Origin of the sequence: Falsiphaeobacter marinintestinus, from assembly GCF_007923355.1 — a bacterium.
Classification (GTDB): domain Bacteria; phylum Pseudomonadota; class Alphaproteobacteria; order Rhodobacterales; family Rhodobacteraceae; genus Phaeobacter_A; species Phaeobacter_A marinintestinus.
Genome location: NZ_VOGO01000006.1, coordinates 302,088 through 321,156 on the forward strand (window position 1 = coordinate 302,088; position 19,069 = coordinate 321,156).

The following is a 19,069-nucleotide window of genomic DNA, read 5'->3' on the forward strand; positions in this document are numbered from 1 at the left end:
TTTTTACTGCGGGCAGCGCAATGGCCCAGTCGGTTGCGGATCGTCTGAATGACTATCCCACAGCAGCGCGGGCGGATTATGTTTTCGCCTGCATGGTCACGAATGGGCAGACCCGCGAAATGCTGGACAAATGCGCTTGTTCAATCGACGAAATCGCGTCGATCCTTCCGTACGACGAATACCTTCAGGCTGAGACGGTTTTGTCTATGCGCCGGGTTGGAGGCGAGAGAATGGCGATTTTCCAAAGCTCTGCTGCGGCGGAAAACCTGGTGGCAGGATTAAGGCGCGCGCAGGCAGAAGCGGAAATCGTCTGTTTTTGATCCAAGAGTGTACCGAATTCTGCGGTCAATCCGTTTTGATCATAATTAGATTAACAATCTATCAGCCGCGAAGTGAAAATTTTGAAAACAGTTAAACAATGAAATTGTTGTATCGTTGAAACATGACGCTCACCCGAAAAATGCCACTTATGCAATCTTAGGTGGCATGTGGTTATTTAACCTGTTTCGGGTCCTGCCTTTTGGTTAACCGTTGACGGATTTTGGCAATACAGTTTCAAAGGCGTTGCCTTCGGTATCGGTTGCCTTGACCGTCAGATCAGTTGATCCATTATCGTCATAAGAAAAGCGGAACACCGGGTTTTCCGAGATGGAAATGCCGCCATCCATTGTGAACAGCAGTTCGTCTCCCTGCCAGACTTCCATGTGGTCAATGAAATGCGCCGGGATGAAAAGCTGTGTCACCTGATCACGTTGCAACCCCGAATAATTGGGGTGCCGGATCATGATCTGCGCTTCTCGACGGGGTGTCGACATCTGGGCGCTGCCGTCTTCAAACTGGCGTAACTTCATCTTGCCCAAGCCCGCAAGCGCGGCTTCGGGATCTTTTGTGGCGGGTGCGGAACAGCCACCCGAGGCTTTGACATAGCGGCCTGTCATATGCAGCCCGTCAGGTGTTTCAGCGATGACCCGAACGTTGGAATATTGGTTCACCCGCACCCGTAGTTCAAAATCCAGTTGCCCCATAGCTTTGCCGAAACCAAAGACCGCGGCAACCGGTGCGGGGTTTTCATCAATGACCACAGTTGCAGCAGTGATGGTGGCACCGGTGTCCACCTGCTTGAGAACAATGGGAACTGTGGCGGCATCATGCGCGCGATAGGGGGCGTCAATGTTGAGCAGCCCATCGGCACTTGCAAGGACCGCATCGCCGACGACATCGCCCCGCAGATCCACCCAGGTTTCGCTTTCTGTGAGCGGATTCTGTACGGTCTCGGAGGCCCAGGACGGGCCAGCAACCAGAGTAGCCATCAAGGCCGCAGTTGTCAGTTTGAAGAACATTCTGGGCTCCTTCGACATTAAAGCTTGCGTTTTATCGCATTTCTCAAGGGACAATCATACCGATACCTAAGGTTGATTGGGTTTCACGATATCGTGTGGAAGACTGTCCGGTGCATTTTGCAATAGTGTTTTAACTGTTGAGAGGCGGAAGAACTTGGCCGCAAGAACACGGGAGAGTGAATATGTTTGAAGCGATTGTCTCTTTGTGTCTGACGCTTGCTGAAGGGCCATGCCGAGACCAGTTGCTGCCGGGGTACGAGGCCGAAACAATCGAAGCCTGCACGGGATCACTTGCCGCCTCGCCCCCGGTATTCACCACATTAGAAGCGGGCAGTGTTCAAGGTGCCCCCATGTGCAAGCGGGCCGCAGAGGCGCTTGACGTGACCGAAGTGTCCCCGGGCGTATTTGTGCATATCGGGCGGATCGAAGAGCCCGATAGCACCAACCGGGGGGATGTCAGCAATCTCGGGTTTATCATCGGCAAAACAGGAGTCGCGGTCATCGATACGGGTACCGCAAGGTGGATGGGCGAGGCGATGTGGCGCGCCATCCGGTTGCGGACAAACCTGCCCGTGACCCACGTCGTTCTGACCCATATGCACCCGGACCACGTTCTTGGAATGGCACCTTTTGCCGCCGCTGGGGCAAAGCTTGTCAGTCACGCGAACCTGCCTCGTGCGTTGTCGGACCGGCAGGCCAATTACCTTGAGAGCCTGGATCGCTTGATCGGCACCAAGGACTTTCTTGGAACCCAGATTGTTGCCATGGACACATTGGTGATGGACACGTTCGAAATCGATTTGGGCGGGCGTGTGCTGGAGGTGCGGGCTTGGCCCACGGCGCATACCGGGACCGATCTTACCGTGTTGGACAAGACCACGCGGACGCTTTTTGCAGGTGATCTGGTTTTCCACCGACACACCCCGGCGCTGGATGGTCGGTTGGTTGGCTGGCGTGCAGTCCTGGAAGATCTGAAAGCGATGGATCTGGAGCGCGTGGTGCCGGGGCATGGCGGCCCGGCCTTGGACTGGCCGCATGGTGCGACGGCCATGGTGCGATACCTGAGCGTTCTGGAAACTGAGACACGACAAGCGATTGATGCTGGCGCCAGACTGGGCGATGCCGTTGAGACCATTGCCCAGAGTGAAGCTGAGCATTGGGAGTTATTCGAGGCCTATAACCCGCGAAACGCGACCGTCGCCTTTACCGAATTGGAGTGGGAATGACGGAAGCATTTATCCCTTGGTTTCGGCGACCTGTTGTAGCATTTGCGCAATGCTGAACAACCTGCGTTCAATCAGGATCGGCGTCTCGCATAGATACTGAATACTGCGTTGGCGATCTGTATAAATGATCTGATCCCAGTCAAGCTGTTCCTCCAGCGCATCGACGCGGTCATAATCAGGTTCAGACTTGGCCATGATAACATCCATCTCGGCGCGAGACCTGTCGATCTGGTCTGCCAGTGCGATCTGCCCAAAGGAAAAGTCTTCGATTCCGCTGATGATACGGGTTCGGCGCTTAGACAATGCATCGAAGGTGCGGGCAAAAACCAGACCAAGAAGCTTCGGATCGCCATGATGCTCGGTGGCAAAGGCTGCAACATGCGGCTGAACGTCATCCAGATTTAGCCGTCTTAAGGACAGGTAATTTGCCAATTCGTCAATCTGTGTGCGGAGTTTCTCATCCGCAGGTAAATCTGTGGAGTCCACGGGAAACGGCCACATTAGCGCCATGGATAGTTTTTCTACCTTGCGTTGCACGCATGGCCATGTTGGATCTGAAAAATCCGCCGCCGTTCCGGGCAAGGCCGGTGCGATAAGAGCCAGTGCCATAAAGAGGGTCTTAAGCAAGTTCATCAGGTGTCTCCAGCTTGTACATCGACCATGGTCAAGCATCGCGCGCAAGTTGACTGCGACCAATACCCACTATTGTCGTAATTGTTTTGTCAAACATGCAGTCACCATACTGATCCCAACGCAAAGCTGGCAATTCAGCGCCAAAAATGCCCGGGAGAATACTTACATGCGCACAAGAGCGGCGGTAGCCCTTGAAGCAGGCAAGCCACTAGAAATCATGGAGGTCAATCTCGAAGGCCCAAAGCGTGGCGAGGTTTTGGTGGAAATCAAGGCGACGGGCCTGTGTCACACCGATGAATTTACCCGCTCTGGTGAAGATCCTGAAGGGATTTTTCCGACGATTCTGGGCCATGAGGGGGCCGGGATTGTGCTTGAGGTCGGCGAAGGTGTCACCACTCTGGAGCCGGGCGATCATGTGATCCCATTGTACACGCCGGAATGCCGCGAATGCGAGTATTGCCTGTCGGGCAAAACCAACCTGTGCCAGAAAATTCGCGTCACGCAAGGACGCGGTCAGCTTCCCGATGGGACCACCCGGTTCTCCATGCTCGATGGTACACCGATCTACCATTACATGGGCTGTTCGACGTTCGCCAATCATACAGTGGTGCCCGAGATTGCGCTGGCCAAGGTGCGCAAGGACGCGCCGTTTGACAAGATTTGCTACATCGGCTGCGGCGTGACCACCGGCATCGGGGCTGTCATCAATACGGCCAAGGTCGAAATTGGCTCGCGGTGCGTGGTCTTCGGACTGGGCGGCATCGGGTTGAACGTCATTCAAGGGTTGCGCATGGCGGGGGCCGATCAGGTTGTTGGCGTCGATTTGAACGACGACAAGGAAGAGACCGGTCGGTATTTCGGCATGACCGACTTTGTGAATCCCACGAAAGTGAATGGTGACATGGTCGAACACCTGGTGGAACTGACCGGCGGCGGCGCGGATTACACGTTTGATGCCACGGGCAACACGACCGTAATGCGCACTGCGTTGGAAGCCGCACACAAAGGCTGGGGCGAAAGCATCATCATCGGTGTGGCCCCCGCAGGTGCCGAGATTTCAACCCGTCCATTCCAACTGGTCACAGGTCGCGTCTGGCGCGGGACTGCGTTTGGTGGGGCCAAGGGGCGCACGGATGTCCCAAAAATCGTGGACTGGTACATGGACGGCAAGATTGAGATTGATCCGATGATCACCCACAAGCTGAAGCTTGAAGAGATCAACCACGGCTTTGACCTGATGCATGAAGGCAAATCCATCCGGGCTGTCGTGGAGTTCTGAGTGACATGGAGTTGATCTCAGAAAACCGGAGTTTTGGGGGAAGCCAGAAGGTCTTTCGACACTCGTCAAACACGTGTGGTTGCGAGATGACGTTTGCCGCCTATGTGCCGCCTCAGGCGGAAATCGGGCCGGTACCGGTTTTGTGGTATCTCAGCGGGCTGTCCTGCACCCACGAAAACGCGATGACCAAAGCTGGGTTCCAGGAACACGCCGCCGAACATGGGCTGGCTGTGATCTTTCCCGACACCTCGCCGCGAGGCGTCGGTGTCAGCGATGATGCGGCCTATGATCTTGGTCAGGGTGCCGGGTTCTATGTCAACGCGACCCGCGACCCGTGGAAGACCAATTACAACATGTACGACTACATCGTCACCGAGCTGAGATCGGTTGTCATGTCCCATCTGCCATTGCAAGACCGTCATGGCATTACAGGTCATTCGATGGGCGGGCACGGCGCAATCACGATCGCGATCCGCAATGCCGATCTGTTCGAATCGCTGTCTGCGTTCGCGCCAATCGCGCAACCCACCCAGTCAGATTGGGGGCGCAAACAGCTAAGCGCCTATCTTGGCGATGATGAAAGCACCTGGGCCGAATATGACGCGACCCTGCTGTTGGAAGAATATGGCTGGAAAGGTGATCTGCTGGTTGATCAGGGATCGCGTGACCAGTTTCTCGACTTGCTGATGCCCGAGGCACTGGCGGACATGATGGCGCGGCGTCGGCAGCCGGGTCAGGTGCGCATGCAGCAAGGCTACGATCATTCGTATTTCTTTGTGAATAGTTTTGCCCGCGATCACGTCGCCTGGCATGCCGGACGCCTGAATTAGCTAACTCACGACTGACCCAGAGAGGATCAATATGTTGAAAAGAAGTGTCGCGGTTACCCTTTTGGCCATGCTTCCCGGCGGGGTGTTTGCTGATGACCACGTCACCGGTGATGCGACGGCCGGCGAAAAGGTGTTCCGCAAATGCAAGGCGTGCCATGCAGTCGGAGAGGGAGCCGAGAACAAGGTGGGGCCGATCCTGAACGGTGTTGTTGATCGCACCGTCTCTGCGGTGCCTGACTTCAAATACTCAGACGTTCTGATCGAACTGGGCGCATCCGGCCAAACCTGGACCCCGGAAGAGTTGGCGGCATTCCTGGAAAAACCGCGTGCGTATGCCAAAGGCACGAAGATGTCCTTTGCCGGGCTGCGCAAGGAAGACGACCGCAAGAACATAATCGCTTACCTCGCGACCTTTTCGGAGGAGGGATCGTGAGCCCAGAAATTTTTCGCATCGCCCGGACGGCAAAAGGGCAGGCGGGAAAGTACTGATACCATGCCCTGTATCGGGCTTGCGTGTCATTTCAGCGGCAATCCTGCCGCACACTAGGGAGGAACTTTGATGAAAAAGCTAACGCTTTTGACGGCCGGGATCGCCGTTTGCAGTGCCAGTATGGCATTTGCGAACGACGATCTAATGACCCAAATGGACAACTCCGCTCAATGGGCCATTCAGACCGGCGACTATAAAAACCAGCGCTATTCCGAGCTGACCGAGATCAATGCCGAAAACGTCGGTGATCTGCAGGTCGCGTGGACGTTTTCGACGGGTGTCCTGCGTGGACACGAAGGTTCGCCACTTGTCATTGGCGACATGATGTACGTGCATACGCCATTTCCGAATATCGTCTATGCGCTGAACCTTGCTGACGAAGGCAAGATCGTCTGGAAATACGAACCCAAGCAAGATCCGGACGTTATCCCGGTGATGTGCTGTGACACAGTAAACCGCGGCGTCGCCTATGCGAACGGCAAGATCTTCCTGCATCAGGCGGACACAAAAGTCGTGGCGCTGGACGCAAATACCGGCGATGTCGTCTGGGAAGTGCAAAACGGTGACGCAGCAATCGGCGAAACCAACACAGCCACAGTTCTGCCTGTCAAAGACAAGATCATTGTCGGCATTTCGGGCGGCGAATTCGGCGTGCGCGGATCGGTGACGGCCTACAACATGGAAACAGGCGAGCAAGAATGGCGCGCGTATTCGATGGGTCCGGACAGCGATATCCTTGTTGATCCTGTAAACACCACACATCTGGGTCAACCAGTAGGCGAGAATTCCGGCACGAACACCTGGGAAGGTGATCAGTGGATGATCGGCGGCGGTACAACCTGGGGCTGGTACTCGGCTGATATGGACGAGAACCTGTTCTATTATGGCACAGGTAACCCCTCGACATGGAACCCGGCTCAGCGCCCTGGTGACAACCGCTGGTCGATGACCATCATGGCCCGCGACATCGACACAGGTGTGGCCAAGTGGTTCTACCAGATGACCCCGCATGACGAATGGGACTTTGACGGCATCAATGAAATGATCCTTTCGGAGCAGACCATTGATGGCCAGGAGCGCAAGCTTTTGACCCACTTTGACCGGAACGGTCTGGGCTATACCATGGACCGCGTTACGGGTGAGCTGCTGGTTGCCGAGAAGTTTGATCCGGCTGTCAACTGGACCACAGGCGTCGACATGGATCCGGCCTCGGATACATATGGTCGTCCTGCGGTTGTTGCCCAGTACTCGACCGAGCAGAACGGCGAAGACGTCAACTCAACAGGTATCTGTCCTGCGGCCCTTGGGTCAAAAGACCAGCAGCCTGCGGCATACTCGCCAAAGACCGAGCTGATGTATGTGCCAACCAACCACGTGTGCATGGATTATGAGCCATTCCGCGTCAGCTATACGGCTGGTCAGCCTTATGTGGGTGCGACGTTGGCGATGTACCCTGCACCGGACAGCCACGGTGGCATGGGTAACTTCATCGCCTGGGACAACACCACGGGCGAAATCAAGTGGTCGCTGCCAGAGCAGTTCTCGGTTTGGTCCGGTGCGCTGGCAACAGCGGGTGACGTCGTGTTCTACGGCACGCTTGAGGGTTATCTGAAGGCCGTGCATGCTGAAACCGGTGAAGAGCTTTACAAGTTCAAAACACCGTCGGGCATCATCGGCAACGTGATGACTTATGAGCAAGGCGGCAAGCAGTACATCGGCATCCTGTCAGGTGTTGGCGGCTGGGCTGGTATTGGTCTTGCGGCTGGCCTGACCAACCCCAATGATGGACTGGGCGCTGTGGGTGGGTATGCCGCTCTGAGCGACTATACAGCCTTGGGCGGTCAGCTTACCGTGTTCGCTCTGCCGAACTGACTGGTCGGATACACTGAGACATTATGAGATTGGCGCGGCTTTCGGGTCGCGCCTGTCCAAATGACAAAGGGCAAAAACGAATGAAAACCATGGGAAGATTGTTGGCATTATGCCTTGCTGCGGGTCTGTCACAGACCGCCAGTGCCCAAGACATAGACAACCTGACAGCCGCCTATACCGAGGACGGAAAGTATTTTACCGAAGATGATGTGCCGACGTACAACGTGCAGGAAGATGGGACCATTGATTGGCCAACCTATTCCGGCTTTCGGCGCTATCACTCGGAATGCCACGTGTGCCACGGGCCAGAGGGTGAAGGATCGTCTTATGCTCCGGCACTCAAAACATCTGCCATCGACATGGACTATTATGACTTTGTCGACGTCGTCGTAAACGGACGCAAGCGCGTCGGGAGCGCGGAAAATTCGGTGATGCCAGCGTTCGGCGATAATCCCAATGTGATGTGCTACCTCGATGACATCTATGTCTATCTCAAAGCACGCGGTGCCGACGTCGTTCCTCGTGGTCGTCCGGCCAAGAAAGAACCGAAACACGAAGTCATTCGCGAGACCGAAAATGACTGCTTGGGGACATAAGTTTCTTGCCCTTCTGGTAACCGTTCTGCTTGGAGCGGCTTTCTCGGGGACAGCACATGCACAAACGTCAGACCTTGTGTCTGGGAACGCGTTGCGTGTGTGTGCTGACCCCGCCAATTATCCGATGTCGGCGGAGGATGAGAGCGGTTTTGAAAACAAGCTGGCGGAACTGGTTGGGGAAAAACTTGGCCTTCCGGTTCAGTACACCTGGTATCCGATGGCAACGGGCTTTATCCGCAACTCGCTTGGCGCAAAGAAATGTGACGTGGTGATCGGCTATGCGCAGGGTCATGAGCTGGTTCTGAATACCAATCACTATTTCACCTCTGTCTATACTCTGATCGTACCGATCGACGGTGATTTGGCAGCAGTTGAAATGCTGTCTGACCCAGCATTGAAGGGGCGACGGATTGGTATCATCGCCGGGACGCCGCCGTCTGCGCACATGGCGCGCAATGGCCTTATCGCCAAAGCCAGACCGTATAATCTTGTGGTCGACCGCCGACACGAAAGCCCTGCCGAAGACATGTTGTCAGATCTCGCCAAAGGCGAGATTGACGCAGCCATTCTCTGGGGACCGTTGGGGGGACCTCTTGTCCAGGACAACTACGCCGACTTCAAGGTGATCCCCCTGATCAAGGAACAACTGCCACCCAGACTGTTTTATCGGATTACGATGGGTGTGCGGCAAGGCGAGAAAGTCTGGCAACGCAAGCTGAACTCTTTGATCCGGCGCAATCAGGATGAAATTACCGCGTTGCTGCTGGCCGCAGGCGTTCCGCTGGTCAACGATCTTGGGACGGAGGTTCTGGAAGTCTCAAATTGAAACAAGTTCTGGCACTGGCGACTCTCTTGATCTTGCCACTTGCAAGCCTGGCACAGTCAGTTCCAGAGCCTTTGTCTTACCGTATGGACCATTACCGTGCGCCTGTGCCCGGTACGCTAAGCGGCGGCATCGTTGTCGGGCCGGAAGAGGCATATGACTTGTGGCAGACTGGCAAAGCCGCTTTTATCGATGTTTTGCCGCAGCCACCCAAACCAGCCAATCTGCCAGAAGGAACGATCTGGCGTGACAAGCCGCGCAAGTCGATCCCCGGCGCGATCTGGTTGCCCAACGTTGGCTATGGCGCGATTGCAGACGTGACCGCAGACTATTTTCGCGCAGGGCTCGACAAGGTCACGCAGGGCGACATGGGCCATCCCGTCGTTCTGTTTTGCCTTGAGGAGTGCTGGATGAGCTGGAATGCCGCCAAGCGGGCCATTGAATGGGGGCATACGTCCGTTTACTGGCTGCCCGAAGGGACAGACGGATGGCAGTTATGGGGCTATCCGATGGAACGGGTCAAACCCGAAACAGGCCAGCCACAAACCCAATAGCGGACCCGCGTGATCCAGCCCGCGCGATCAGAACCCGGCAAGGTCCTTATGCGTGCTGCTGACAGTGCCGTCTGTATCGGTCATGGTGACATCCACAGACCGCGTGCTTTGCGGAACCGCCAAACCAACACGCGGGTTTTCTGACAGCGAGATAGAGCCGGTCATCTCAACGAAACCAGCCCCATCCAGATCGATTTCAACGGTCTCGACATAGCGCATTGGTATGAACAACAACGAGATTTGATCCATTTGCATTCCCGATAGGGATGGATGCGAGATATCAACATCCATCCGCCCAAGTCGCGAGGCAAGACTGCTCAGCTTGCCAATGCCCTGACCCGGCAACGCGTTCGAGACGCTGATGTTCATCTGCCCCAATGTAGCAAGCGCAAGTTCAGCATCAGTGCCCGGAGGCGCTGCACATGCGCCTGTCCCGGATGTCTTTACAAACGCCTCGGACACAAAAAGACGACCATCTGTTGTCTCGGCTATGACATGCAGGGGCGTCGGTCCATTCACCCGCATGGTGATGTCGAAAAAGAAGCTCGGCAGGGGGGCGTCCAGTGCAAAGACCGCCGACACAGGCATCGGGTTTTCGTCCAGAACGACAGTGACTTTGCCAATCTGAGCCCCGTTGGGCGCTACAATTTGTGCGGCCAGATTGGTACGGGCGTCGTCTTTGGTTCGGTAAGGCGCGTCGATCGCGATGACCCGTGTCCCATCCAGCAAGGCGCGTTCACCAAACAGCTGAGCCTTCACCGAGTCCCAGGCTTCGCCGTCGGCAAAGGCGGGCAGGGCGGTTGCACACATCAAAGCAGCGGATAAAGCAAATCGCTTCATTTTCGGACTCCCAAAACAAACTCCCCGAAAGCGCGGGGTCCATCGCAGGTTTCGATTTCCTTCAGCACGGAAAGCGTAACCGCGTCGATTAATGTCACCGAGTTGTCAAACCAATTGGCGACGATGATATAACGACTGTCGGAACTTGCATCAATGCCTTCCGGGTATTCCCCGGTCGGCAAGGTTTCTAGTGTCTTCAGGCTGTTGGTGTCGATGACGCTGACTGTGTCGGCATATTGATTGGTGACAAAGGCGCGCCCTTGCGCAAAAGCCACGCCATACGGTCTTTCTCCGACCGGAAACGTGGCAACAACGTTGTCCATCTGCGCGCCGATGACGCTAACATCATTGGTACCGACATTGGCGACAAACAACCGACCATCCGGTGCATACCTAAGCCCAAAGGGGCGTGCACCAACGTCAATGCGCGCGTGCAGCGTCAGGGTGTCGGCTTCAAAGACCGAGACTTGGTTTGCATCCCGATCCGCAGACGCGACAAAGCGGCCATCATCTGACACGGCCAATCCAGCCGGGGCCGCACCCGTTGGCAGATCGCGTAGGTGGGTCAGGTCGCCATCTGACAGAACCCAGATGCGTGCGTTGTACCAGTCCGAGATAAAAAGCCGGCCGCGTGCAGGATCATGGGTAACGCCAATCGGACCACCCTCAAGGCGCACCTTTGCGGTGATTTCGCCCGTTGCGGCGTCATGCCGGCGCACGGTCTTGCTGTCCGGCGCGACAGTGAAAACTGCAGTGCCGGACGCTGCAACGCCAGCTGGTTTACCGGGCACCGACCAGCGCGCGACCTGGATGCCTGCATCAAGATCAAGCACGCCGACAGCATCGCCGTTCTGGCAGGTCACAAACGCCAAATCCCCTGCAACCGCGGGCGCAGTTGCGAGGGACAAGGCGATCAAGGCAAGGACCCTAGCTGCCCGGCGCACCAAACGTCTCCACCAACGCATCAAGACCCGCCTGATACACGCCACTTACAGCGGCAATCGCGGCTGCGTCGTTCAGGTTTTCGGGGGGATCATTGTTGGGGTACCCGCGATAGAACGCGCCGCGCCATTCGATCAGTGATCCGCCACCATCGCGCGCTTTGACAGTCAGGTGGGACGAATAATTCGTCACCGGCAGGACTTCGACCAGCACATCTGTGATCCGATAGGAATAGCTCATTTTTTCAGAGCTGTATTTGTAGAGAATTTCAGAAATCGTCGGACCGTCTTCGGCGCCCAGCGTCAAAACGCGTGTGGCATCGATGTCATTGCCATTTGCGCCGGTCGAGGCGTGGACCGCCGGATGCCAGGACATGTCTTGAAAGTTCCCAATCGTGGCCCAGACATCGGCGGGCTCTGCGGCAACTTCTGTCGTCAGAGTTACTTTTTGACGTGTCGGCCCATGAGCCAGTGACATAACTGGCAGCATTGTTGCTGCTGTCAAAACCATCAAGAATTTGCGTTTTTGCATTGGTCCTCCTTCACAAAAATTCTCTTCGGGACATTACGCATGCCCCGTATCCAGCTTTCATGTGTGGTGTTGCGGTTGTTCTCGACGACCCCTTTGGGGTCCAGCCCTTACGCTTTTTACAAGCAGGTTCAAGACCAGCAGAGACACGGTTTTTGACTGTGAACCGCTTAGTGATCATTGGTTTTCAAGTTCTGCCGGGGCCCGTCCTGTCGTGCTGGTCTGACGGGGCGTTTCACCCTCCCAAAACCCAACGACCGCTGCCGCGCTGTTGCGCGCCTGCCGTTGCCGTAAGAAGCAGAAGAGTGAACCAGCCGCATGACACCGTTCTTAAAAAATAAGAATCGAGCTCTAGCGTTGCCCTGATAGGCTAATTCTCACAACCCGGCCAAAAGTATCGGTTCACGTGGCGCCCTATTCGGGTCGTAGTGGTGGAACCTGAAAAACCGGTTCGGACAAGGGAGGTCTGCGTGCTGAAATTACAAATGTATATGATTGCGTCGTTTGCTCTGCTCTTGTCCGTCGGTGCCGCAGCCGCCGTCGACGTGAAGGCTGCGGTGTTGCGCGTCGACTATTCAGTTCTGCTGCCTATCAGCCGCTATGATTTGCCCCCCCCGGATCTTGGTCTGGCCGGCGCCGCGCTTGCAGATGAGGACAACGGAACCACAGGCAGTTTTCTGGGCCACACCTATGAAACCGTGATGCGCACCGTTTCCCCCGAAGACAGTGACAGCGCCTTGGACACGATACTTGCAGAAGGTATCCGGCTGATCGTGGTTATAGCGCGCAAGGACGATCTGGTGCGCCTGACGGATAAGGCCGCAAAAAGCGAGGCGCTGGTTTTCAACGCGGTAACACCTGACAATGACCTGCGCAGTGACTCCTGCCGCGCCAATCTCCTGCATATTGCCCCTTCGCACGGGATGATGGCCGATGCTGTGGCGCAATTTGCCATTTGGAAGAACTGGCGCAAATGGTTCCTGATCTCGGGCACAAACCCGCAGGATATCGCGTTGGCGGATGCATTTCGCAAGGCGGCGCTCAAGTTTGGCGCAAAGATCACCGAAGATCGATCGTTTGAGGACACGGGCGGGTCGCGACGGACAGACTCGGGGCATGTGCTGGTTCAGCGGCAGCTACCTGCTTTTACGCAAGATGCGGATGCTCATGACGTTGTCATCGCCGCCGATGAGACCGATTTTTTTGCCCGCTACCTCAGTTACCATTTGTGGACACCACGTCCGGTTATGGGATCCGGCGGGCTGGTGCCAAAGACGTTCCACGGCGCGCATGAGGCCTGGGGTGCCACGCAGTTTCACACCCGGTTCGAGGCCTTGACCGGACGCTATATCATGCCCGAGGACTATAACGTCTGGCTGGCTTTGCGGGTCATAGGAGAGGCAGTGACCCGCACGTCGACCGCCGATCCGCAAACCTTGAAGGACTATGTGATCTCTGATGCGTTCGAACTCGCGGCGTTCAAGGGTCAGAAAGTTACCTTTCGCAATTGGAATGGCCAAATGCGCCAGCCAATCCTGCTTCATGATGGCTCCATAACCGTGAGCGTCAGCCCACAAGAAGGTTTTCTGCACCAAAGATCGCCTCTTGATACGTTGGGGTTGGATCAACCTGAATCGACCTGCACTGCCTTTGAATGACAGGAGACTCCTTTGAGACATTTTTTCCTAGCAACAGCATTGGCTCTGCTTCCCGGCTTTCAAGTGATGGCAGGCACGGCGTTTGTGTCCAACGAACGCAGCAACACGGTCAGTGTTGTGGACACCACAACATGGGAAGTGGTCCACGAATTTTTTGCCGGAAACAGGCCGCGCGGGATCACGGCCACTCCTGATGGCAGCAAAATCTATGTCTGCGCTTCGGATGACAGTCTGGTGCGGGTTTTTGATGCGCAAACTTACGAAGAACTGCCAAGCCTGCCATCCGGCCCTGACCCCGAATTGTTCGTGCTCGAACCCAGTGGCAAGCGGCTTTATATCGCGAATGAAGATGACAATCTGGTGACTGTGACAGACACCGAAACCCGCACGGTGATCGCCGAAATTCCGGTTGGTGTCGAACCCGAAGGCATGGCGCTTAGTCCGGATGCCAAATTCGTGGTCAACACGTCAGAGACGACCAATATGGCGCATTTCATCTCGACGGACGATTACAAGATCAAACACAACGTGCTGGTTGATCAACGCCCCCGATTTGCCCAGTATTCTGCAGACGGCAGGCTTCTTTTTGTCACTTCCGAGATTGGCGGGACGGTATCCGTCATGGAGATTGCCGAGGACGGAGCCCCAACCGTTATTGGCAAGATCTCATTTGAAGTGCCCGGTGTGCAGCCAGAATGGTTGCAGCCGGTCGGTGCACGCATCACATCTGACGGAAACCGGCTGTTTGTTGCACTTGGTCCCGCCAATCGGGTTGCCGTCGTCGATGTGAAAAGTCTCAAAGTGGTCGACTATATCCTTGTCGGTCAACGGGTTTGGCAGCTAGGATTTACGCCCGACGAAAAGTACCTGCTGACCACCAACGGCAATTCCAACGATATTACTGTGATAGATGTTGCAAAGGAAAAGGCGATCAAATCCGTGCAGGTTGGTCAACAGCCCTGGGGTGTGGTTGTGGTGAACTGACTAACACTCGCCAAGCGTGAAGAACGAATCCAGAAAAGAGAGAATGATGAAGAAAACGATAATTGGTTTGATCCTGGCATTGCTGGCCGGGCCAGCACTGGCGGCACCGTTATGTACCGACATGGGGTTTGCCGGTCTGCTGGCAAAATGCAACCGTGGCGAGACGATCAAACTGACTCTGGCCTCGGGGAAGCCGCTGGGCGAGGATGTTCAATTGCAGTCCGGCGCGTATTACAAGCTGGAAATCACGGCAGATGGGTCCGCAGAACTTGCCCTTGAAGGTGCTGGATTTTTCCGTTCGATCTGGATGAACGAGATCGTGATCAACAAGATTGAAATCCGCCCGATGGCCATCGACAGCATAGAGTTTGATGACGCTGGCACGGTCGAACTTTCGTTCGTCGCGATCAAACCGGGGAACCACGTTCTGCGTATCCCGGGTAGCACCGGTGAAAGCCAGTCCGTGACGATTTCAATTCAATAACACTGCCCGGAGGATAAAATGAAAACTCTTGTACTGATCGCAACGATTTGCCTTGCGGGACCAGCTTTTGCCAGCAGCCAGATCGACGCCGATACTGTGGCAAAGATCGAAGCCTACCTTGCCTCGATCGAGTGCCAGATGGACCCCGACGATATCGAAGTTGAGGATGACGGTTTCGAACTTGACGATGTGATCTGCAAAGGCGGGCTTCAGTTTGACATAATCTTGGACAAAGACCTGAACGAGGTCGCCCGCCGCGCAGAATAAGCGCCACCTAACAAGACGGATGCTATCATGCGACTGATCCAAATTCTGACCGTCCTCGCGTTCGTCTTGTCGGCGCCAGCCAGCGCACAGGATCTGCCGACCATCCGCGCTGCAGTGCTCAAAATCGGGACGGTGAATTGGGAGCTGGCGACAATCACTGCCAACGGTTTGGACAAAAAGCATGGCTTCAAGCTTGAGATACAACCCTTTGCCGACAATGGCGCCACACGCATCGCAGTTGAAGGCGGTGAAGCGGACATGGCTGTTGCCGATTGGATCTGGGTGGCCCGACAACGCGCTGCGGGCAAGGATTATGTCTTCATTCCCTATTCAAAAGCGGTTGGCGGGATTGTTGTGCCGGAAAACAGCACTGCGACCTCGTTAAAGGATCTTGTTGGCGGCAAAATCGGCATCGCGGGCGGCCCGCTGGACAAATCATGGCTGATCTTGCGTGCATATGCCCAACAGGCTTATGGCATCAATCTCAAGGCGGAAACGGAACAGGTATTCGGCGCGCCGCCATTGATTTTCAAATCTGCGATCAATGCCGATTATGCAGGGGCGATCAATTTCTGGCATTTCCTTGCCAAAAGCAAAGCCTCGGGGATGCGAGAACTTGTTTCCGTTCAAGACGCTGGCGCAGCGCTTGGTCTGGACGCCAATACCCCGCTGCTTGGCTATTATGTGAAGGATAGCTTTCTTGCCGAGCATCCCGGGCTGGCGCAATCACTTTTCGCAGCCAGCCGCGAAGCCAAGGAAATGCTTGCAAGTTCTGATGCCGCATGGGAGGCCATCCGCCCGCGCATGAACGCCAAGACCGACGCCCAATTCATTCAACTCAAGACCGATTGGATTGCCGGTATTCCCGACCGTGCACCCGTAGATCGGGTGGCGGTCGACAAGATGCTGGCCCTGATGAGTGATCTTGGTGGGCCAGAATTGGTGGGCAAGGCAACCAGCCTGCCGGACGGCCTTTTTGCCGACGTAAAATAACGCAGATGCGAATTCAAGACACGCGCCTGACGCCCGTATTCTCGATCCTTGGATTGCTGACTCTTTGGGTTGTGGCAGCGTTTCTTACCGATGATGCGCAGGTTCTGCCGCAGCCTTGGGGCCTGTTTGCGCCGTTGCAGCAGGAAGTCGCCTCGGGGGAGCTGTTCAGACACCTTGGGGCGACATTGCTGCGCGTGATCTGGGCGTTTGCTCTTGCGATGGGCATTGGCGTCACTCTGGGGCTTGCGATGGGCCGGTCAGAGCGCTTGAACGCGTGGCTGGACCCTTGGCTGGTGATATTTCTGAACTTGCCGGCATTGGTGCTGATCGTGCTGTGTTACCTGTGGATCGGCCTGACCGAAGCGGCCGCAATCATCGCCGTCACGCTGAACAAAATACCCAACGTGGCCGTTGTGGTGCGAGAAGGGGCGCGTGCATGCGATCCGGCGTTAGATGCGCTGTCTCAAGTCTATCGCATGCCGTGGCGGACCCGAATGCGCCATGTCCTGTTCCCGCAACTCGCACCATACATCGCGGCCGCCGCACGGTCTGGCGTCGCGGTGATCTGGAAAATCGTGCTGGTCGTCGAATTTCTGGGCCGCTCGTCTGGTGTCGGCTTTCAGATCCACCTGTATTTCCAACTTTTCGACGTGGCGATGGTCCTGGTCTATGCGCTCTCATTCATCTGCGTCATGCTGCTGGTTGAATGGGTGATCCTGCAACCGGTCGAACGACACGTCAGCAAATGGCGCCGCGCATGATCAAGGTCAACATTACCTCGAAATCCTTCGCCTCTGTGCCGGTGTTAAGCAGGGTCAGTTTCGAAATCGCCAAAGGTGAAACAGTTGCGTTGGTCGGGCCTTCAGGTATCGGAAAATCAACGTTGCTGCGCATTCTGGCAGGTCTCGACATGGAGTTTGAAGGAACCATTTCCCGACCGGATAATCAGGCCTTTGTCTTTCAGGAACCGACGTTGTTACCTTGGCGCTCGACGCTTGATAATCTGCGTATTGTGCACCCAAAGCTTACCAGCGATCACGCATTGGAGATGCTTGATCGTGTGGGTCTTTCTGGCAAAGAAACGCTGTTCCCCGGCCAGCTGTCACTGGGTCAGCAGCGCCGTTTGTCATTGGCCCGCGCCTTTGCCGGTGCGCCCGAACTGCTGATCATGGATGAACCCTTTGTCTCACTGGATCCGGAGACCGCGAAATCCATGCTGGCGATGACTAGAAAACTGATCACCGAAACCCGCCCCGCAACGCTTTTTGTGACCCATGAAACGATAGAAGCAGACCGTCTGGCTGACCGTGTTCTCAGACTTGAATCTGGACCAGGTGGGGCCACTCTGCGAACATAACAATCACACAAGATGTGATCTGCCGCCCGAAACGTCCCTCGTTCTGATGTCGAATTTGCTCCTTTCAGCGTGGCAAAGACCTAACATGCCTGACCCCGGAAGAACGCCTATTGACCCTACAAGGCCGTTCCGCCTTTATCCGGTGATCAACCCAACCGGGAGAGTAAACACCAGTGATCAGATACGTCACTCTTTCGATGGCACTCGTTGATTTTGCGGCAAGTGCGTCGGCGCAAAACTACTCATGTGGAGAATGGTCGGTCAGCGGTCTTTCAGACCGCGGGACAATCACGGTTCATATTTCGCCTGAACGTCTTGTCTGGAGCAATGGGCGAAAATCCCATGAGGCAGAGTTCTTGAAAGAGGAAGTGCTCTACCGGGTGTTTGGAGATCAGGCCTCGGTCTATTTCGTGTGGCAAATTGGGGGGAGGGTGGACATCCGACGCGTGTTTGCCACGTCTTACGAGAGACAAAACTCCGAACTTCATTGCGAGTAGGTCCGACTTGGGAACTCAAACCACAAAAGATATTGACTTCAGCATTACCCGACCGAGCGTCTGTTTGAACGCAGGCTTTTGAGGGTCCAATGATGTCCCTCTTTTAGTTTGCTTTGCAGACTATTGCCGGGCGATGAAGTTCTGGACTGTCGGCGCCAATCACGGACGCAGTGTCGATTGCTATCACGACGCATGACAAGCAATCACACGAGGAGAAATCAATCATTTGTTCGGCTCGACAGCTCAAATGTTGGCCGCAGCCATAGACGCCTCAGACCTGACCCAGCGCGAGATCGCGGACCGGGTCGGCTTCAAGCATGCCAAAATCATGTCCATGCAGAAGTCGGGAGAAACCCGCGTGCCTCTCAACCGGACACCAGCCCTAGCACAAACCCTGGGTATGGATGAGCGAGACTTCCTGATCCTCGCCATTCAGGAATATCACCCGGGCGTTCATGAAGTTCTGGTCGAGGTCCTGGGCCTGTCTCTGTCTGACACAGAGCTTGGGATTGTCGCGATGTTCCGAATGGCCAGCATGCGGGGCGAGATTGAAATCGAGGGCCCGTTCAGGGCGGCGCCTGAAGGCTTGCTGGATCTGGCCGCGATGGCGAACACCGGGTCGATGATCCGGTGACATGTGACAGGGTGGCGGTGTTCTAAGAGACGCCTTTTGCCCGAACAGAGGCTGTCACCCTGGGTCCCGCCCAGGTGGTGCTTCATGGATGCGCGTATGACGCAAATGGCCGACGGATCACTCCCTTTGCCCCGCTACTAGATGCAATCCCCCGCCGTTGCGCCTAAAGCCCCAATCAGCAGCACCTTCATATCCGCACCCCTGTCGCCATCTCTATCGGTCTCAACTTACTTGAGCCCAGC

The 19,069-nt window shown here is 55.8% G+C and carries 22 protein-coding genes; 17 read left to right on the plus strand and 5 right to left on the minus strand.

From position 1 onward, the window contains the following. Positions 1-20: 20 nt before the first annotated feature. The gene (locus FOY56_RS15025; RefSeq protein ID WP_246139497.1) at positions 21-320 is read left to right on the plus strand and encodes a hypothetical protein; all 300 of its coding nucleotides are present in this window, start codon (positions 21-23) and stop codon (positions 318-320) included. A gap of 204 nt (positions 321-524) precedes the next feature. Here FOY56_RS15025 and FOY56_RS15030 read toward each other — a convergent pair whose 3' ends face one another. After that, positions 525-1,340: a quinoprotein dehydrogenase-associated SoxYZ-like carrier gene (locus FOY56_RS15030; RefSeq protein WP_146346676.1), complete on the minus strand. Its 816-nt coding sequence runs from the start codon at positions 1,338-1,340 to the stop codon at positions 525-527. 182 nt (positions 1,341-1,522) lie between these two features. Here FOY56_RS15030 and FOY56_RS15035 point away from each other — a divergent pair, with 182 nt between their 5' ends. Beyond that, positions 1,523-2,566: a quinoprotein relay system zinc metallohydrolase 2 gene (locus tag FOY56_RS15035; protein ID WP_146346677.1), complete on the plus strand. Its 1,044-nt coding sequence runs from the start codon at positions 1,523-1,525 to the stop codon at positions 2,564-2,566. Positions 2,567-2,575: 9 nt separating this feature from the next. Here FOY56_RS15035 and FOY56_RS15040 read toward each other — a convergent pair whose 3' ends face one another. Beyond that, complete coding sequence (locus FOY56_RS15040; RefSeq protein WP_246139501.1) at positions 2,576-3,238, minus strand: hypothetical protein; 663 nt, start codon at positions 3,236-3,238, stop codon at positions 2,576-2,578. A 127-nt stretch (positions 3,239-3,365) separates the two neighbouring features. On the opposite strand from FOY56_RS15040, the gene FOY56_RS15045 reads away from it, so the two are divergent. From FOY56_RS15045 to FOY56_RS15075, 7 genes are all read left to right on the plus strand, one after another. Further along, entirely contained in the window at positions 3,366-4,478 is a 1,113-nt protein-coding gene (locus FOY56_RS15045) for an S-(hydroxymethyl)glutathione dehydrogenase/class III alcohol dehydrogenase (RefSeq protein WP_146346678.1), read from the plus strand. A gap of 5 nt (positions 4,479-4,483) precedes the next feature. Then, positions 4,484-5,308: an S-formylglutathione hydrolase gene (gene fghA, locus FOY56_RS15050; RefSeq protein WP_146346679.1), complete on the plus strand. Its 825-nt coding sequence runs from the start codon at positions 4,484-4,486 to the stop codon at positions 5,306-5,308. 31 nt (positions 5,309-5,339) lie between these two features. Continuing rightward, a complete protein-coding gene (locus FOY56_RS15055) occupies positions 5,340-5,741 on the plus strand; it encodes a c-type cytochrome (RefSeq protein ID WP_146346680.1) in 402 nt (133 codons plus the stop codon). A 126-nt stretch (positions 5,742-5,867) separates the two neighbouring features. After that, positions 5,868-7,670, plus strand: coding sequence for a methanol/ethanol family PQQ-dependent dehydrogenase (locus tag FOY56_RS15060; protein ID WP_146346681.1), 1,803 nt, complete (start codon positions 5,868-5,870; stop codon positions 7,668-7,670). Positions 7,671-7,750: 80 nt separating this feature from the next. Continuing rightward, positions 7,751-8,266 (plus strand): c-type cytochrome, methanol metabolism-related, encoded by a 516-nt coding sequence (locus tag FOY56_RS15065; RefSeq protein ID WP_146346682.1) that lies wholly within the window; start codon positions 7,751-7,753, stop codon positions 8,264-8,266. Next, positions 8,247-9,092, plus strand: a complete 846-nt coding sequence (locus tag FOY56_RS15070; RefSeq protein WP_146346683.1) for a substrate-binding domain-containing protein — start codon at positions 8,247-8,249, stop codon at positions 9,090-9,092. Before FOY56_RS15065 ends, FOY56_RS15070 begins: the two co-directional genes overlap by 20 nt. After that, positions 9,089-9,643 (plus strand): PQQ-dependent catabolism-associated CXXCW motif protein, encoded by a 555-nt coding sequence (locus tag FOY56_RS15075; protein ID WP_146346684.1) that lies wholly within the window; start codon positions 9,089-9,091, stop codon positions 9,641-9,643. Before FOY56_RS15070 ends, FOY56_RS15075 begins: the two co-directional genes overlap by 4 nt. A 27-nt stretch (positions 9,644-9,670) precedes the next feature. Here the strand turns inward: FOY56_RS15075 and FOY56_RS15080 are convergent, their stop codons facing one another. From FOY56_RS15080 to FOY56_RS15090, 3 genes are all read right to left on the minus strand, one after another. Further along, positions 9,671-10,483: a quinoprotein dehydrogenase-associated SoxYZ-like carrier gene (locus FOY56_RS15080; protein WP_146346685.1), complete on the minus strand. Its 813-nt coding sequence runs from the start codon at positions 10,481-10,483 to the stop codon at positions 9,671-9,673. Continuing rightward, complete coding sequence (locus FOY56_RS15085) at positions 10,480-11,346, minus strand: YncE family protein (protein WP_246139498.1); 867 nt, start codon at positions 11,344-11,346, stop codon at positions 10,480-10,482. Before FOY56_RS15085 ends, FOY56_RS15080 begins: the two co-directional genes overlap by 4 nt. A gap of 64 nt (positions 11,347-11,410) precedes the next feature. Next, positions 11,411-11,956 (minus strand): SRPBCC family protein, encoded by a 546-nt coding sequence (locus FOY56_RS15090; protein ID WP_146346687.1) that lies wholly within the window; start codon positions 11,954-11,956, stop codon positions 11,411-11,413. Positions 11,957-12,438: 482 nt separating this feature from the next. Between FOY56_RS15090 and pedA1 the strand changes: the two genes are divergently transcribed. From pedA1 to FOY56_RS15130, 8 genes are all read left to right on the plus strand, one after another. Further along, positions 12,439-13,611 carry a lanthanide ABC transporter ABC transporter substrate-binding protein PedA1 gene (gene pedA1, locus FOY56_RS15095; RefSeq protein ID WP_146346722.1) on the plus strand — a complete coding sequence of 391 codons (1,173 nt, stop codon included), beginning with the start codon at positions 12,439-12,441 and terminating at the stop codon, positions 13,609-13,611. A gap of 66 nt (positions 13,612-13,677) precedes the next feature. After that, complete coding sequence (locus FOY56_RS15100; protein ID WP_146346723.1) at positions 13,678-14,595, plus strand: YVTN family beta-propeller repeat protein; 918 nt, start codon at positions 13,678-13,680, stop codon at positions 14,593-14,595. 43 nt (positions 14,596-14,638) lie between these two features. Then, positions 14,639-15,079 carry a cupredoxin domain-containing protein gene (locus FOY56_RS15105; RefSeq protein ID WP_222434992.1) on the plus strand — a complete coding sequence of 147 codons (441 nt, stop codon included), beginning with the start codon at positions 14,639-14,641 and terminating at the stop codon, positions 15,077-15,079. An 18-nt stretch (positions 15,080-15,097) separates the two neighbouring features. After that, complete coding sequence (locus FOY56_RS15110; protein ID WP_146346689.1) at positions 15,098-15,346, plus strand: PepSY domain-containing protein; 249 nt, start codon at positions 15,098-15,100, stop codon at positions 15,344-15,346. 27 nt (positions 15,347-15,373) lie between these two features. Then, positions 15,374-16,339 carry an ABC transporter substrate-binding protein gene (locus FOY56_RS15115; protein WP_146346690.1) on the plus strand — a complete coding sequence of 322 codons (966 nt, stop codon included), beginning with the start codon at positions 15,374-15,376 and terminating at the stop codon, positions 16,337-16,339. Between the two features lie 5 nt (positions 16,340-16,344). Beyond that, positions 16,345-17,100 carry an ABC transporter permease gene (locus FOY56_RS15120; protein ID WP_146346691.1) on the plus strand — a complete coding sequence of 252 codons (756 nt, stop codon included), beginning with the start codon at positions 16,345-16,347 and terminating at the stop codon, positions 17,098-17,100. Beyond that, positions 17,097-17,696, plus strand: coding sequence for an ABC transporter ATP-binding protein (locus FOY56_RS15125; protein WP_146346692.1), 600 nt, complete (start codon positions 17,097-17,099; stop codon positions 17,694-17,696). Before FOY56_RS15120 ends, FOY56_RS15125 begins: the two co-directional genes overlap by 4 nt. A gap of 723 nt (positions 17,697-18,419) precedes the next feature. Further along, positions 18,420-18,827, plus strand: coding sequence for a helix-turn-helix domain-containing protein (locus FOY56_RS15130; protein WP_146346693.1), 408 nt, complete (start codon positions 18,420-18,422; stop codon positions 18,825-18,827). Positions 18,828-19,069 lie beyond the last annotated feature (242 nt).

What these genes read in the sequence shown, in the direction of transcription:
- FOY56_RS15115 (WP_146346690.1), top strand. Translation starts at nt 15,374, where the DNA reads ATGCGACTGATCCAAATTCTGACCGTCCTCGCGTTCGTCTTGTCGGCG.
- pedA1 (WP_146346722.1), top strand. Translation starts at nt 12,439, where the DNA reads ATGTATATGATTGCGTCGTTTGCTCTGCTCTTGTCCGTCGGTGCCGCA.
- FOY56_RS15100 (WP_146346723.1), top strand. Translation starts at nt 13,678, where the DNA reads ATGGCAGGCACGGCGTTTGTGTCCAACGAACGCAGCAACACGGTCAGT.
- FOY56_RS15060 (WP_146346681.1), top strand. Translation starts at nt 5,868, where the DNA reads ATGAAAAAGCTAACGCTTTTGACGGCCGGGATCGCCGTTTGCAGTGCC.
- FOY56_RS15035 (WP_146346677.1), top strand. Translation starts at nt 1,523, where the DNA reads ATGTTTGAAGCGATTGTCTCTTTGTGTCTGACGCTTGCTGAAGGGCCA.
- FOY56_RS15105 (WP_222434992.1), top strand. Translation starts at nt 14,639, where the DNA reads ATGATGAAGAAAACGATAATTGGTTTGATCCTGGCATTGCTGGCCGGG.
- FOY56_RS15045 (WP_146346678.1), top strand. Translation starts at nt 3,366, where the DNA reads ATGCGCACAAGAGCGGCGGTAGCCCTTGAAGCAGGCAAGCCACTAGAA.
- FOY56_RS15030 (WP_146346676.1), bottom strand. Translation starts at nt 1,340, where the DNA reads ATGTTCTTCAAACTGACAACTGCGGCCTTGATGGCTACTCTGGTTGCT.
- FOY56_RS15120 (WP_146346691.1), top strand. Translation starts at nt 16,345, where the DNA reads ATGCGAATTCAAGACACGCGCCTGACGCCCGTATTCTCGATCCTTGGA.
- FOY56_RS15025 (WP_246139497.1), top strand. Translation starts at nt 21, where the DNA reads ATGGCCCAGTCGGTTGCGGATCGTCTGAATGACTATCCCACAGCAGCG.
- fghA (WP_146346679.1), top strand. Translation starts at nt 4,484, where the DNA reads ATGGAGTTGATCTCAGAAAACCGGAGTTTTGGGGGAAGCCAGAAGGTC.
- FOY56_RS15070 (WP_146346683.1), top strand. Translation starts at nt 8,247, where the DNA reads ATGACTGCTTGGGGACATAAGTTTCTTGCCCTTCTGGTAACCGTTCTG.
- FOY56_RS15125 (WP_146346692.1), top strand. Translation starts at nt 17,097, where the DNA reads ATGATCAAGGTCAACATTACCTCGAAATCCTTCGCCTCTGTGCCGGTG.
- FOY56_RS15040 (WP_246139501.1), bottom strand. Translation starts at nt 3,238, where the DNA reads ATGCTTGACCATGGTCGATGTACAAGCTGGAGACACCTGATGAACTTG.
- FOY56_RS15090 (WP_146346687.1), bottom strand. Translation starts at nt 11,956, where the DNA reads ATGCAAAAACGCAAATTCTTGATGGTTTTGACAGCAGCAACAATGCTG.
- FOY56_RS15080 (WP_146346685.1), bottom strand. Translation starts at nt 10,483, where the DNA reads ATGAAGCGATTTGCTTTATCCGCTGCTTTGATGTGTGCAACCGCCCTG.
- FOY56_RS15065 (WP_146346682.1), top strand. Translation starts at nt 7,751, where the DNA reads ATGAAAACCATGGGAAGATTGTTGGCATTATGCCTTGCTGCGGGTCTG.
- FOY56_RS15055 (WP_146346680.1), top strand. Translation starts at nt 5,340, where the DNA reads ATGTTGAAAAGAAGTGTCGCGGTTACCCTTTTGGCCATGCTTCCCGGC.
- FOY56_RS15110 (WP_146346689.1), top strand. Translation starts at nt 15,098, where the DNA reads ATGAAAACTCTTGTACTGATCGCAACGATTTGCCTTGCGGGACCAGCT.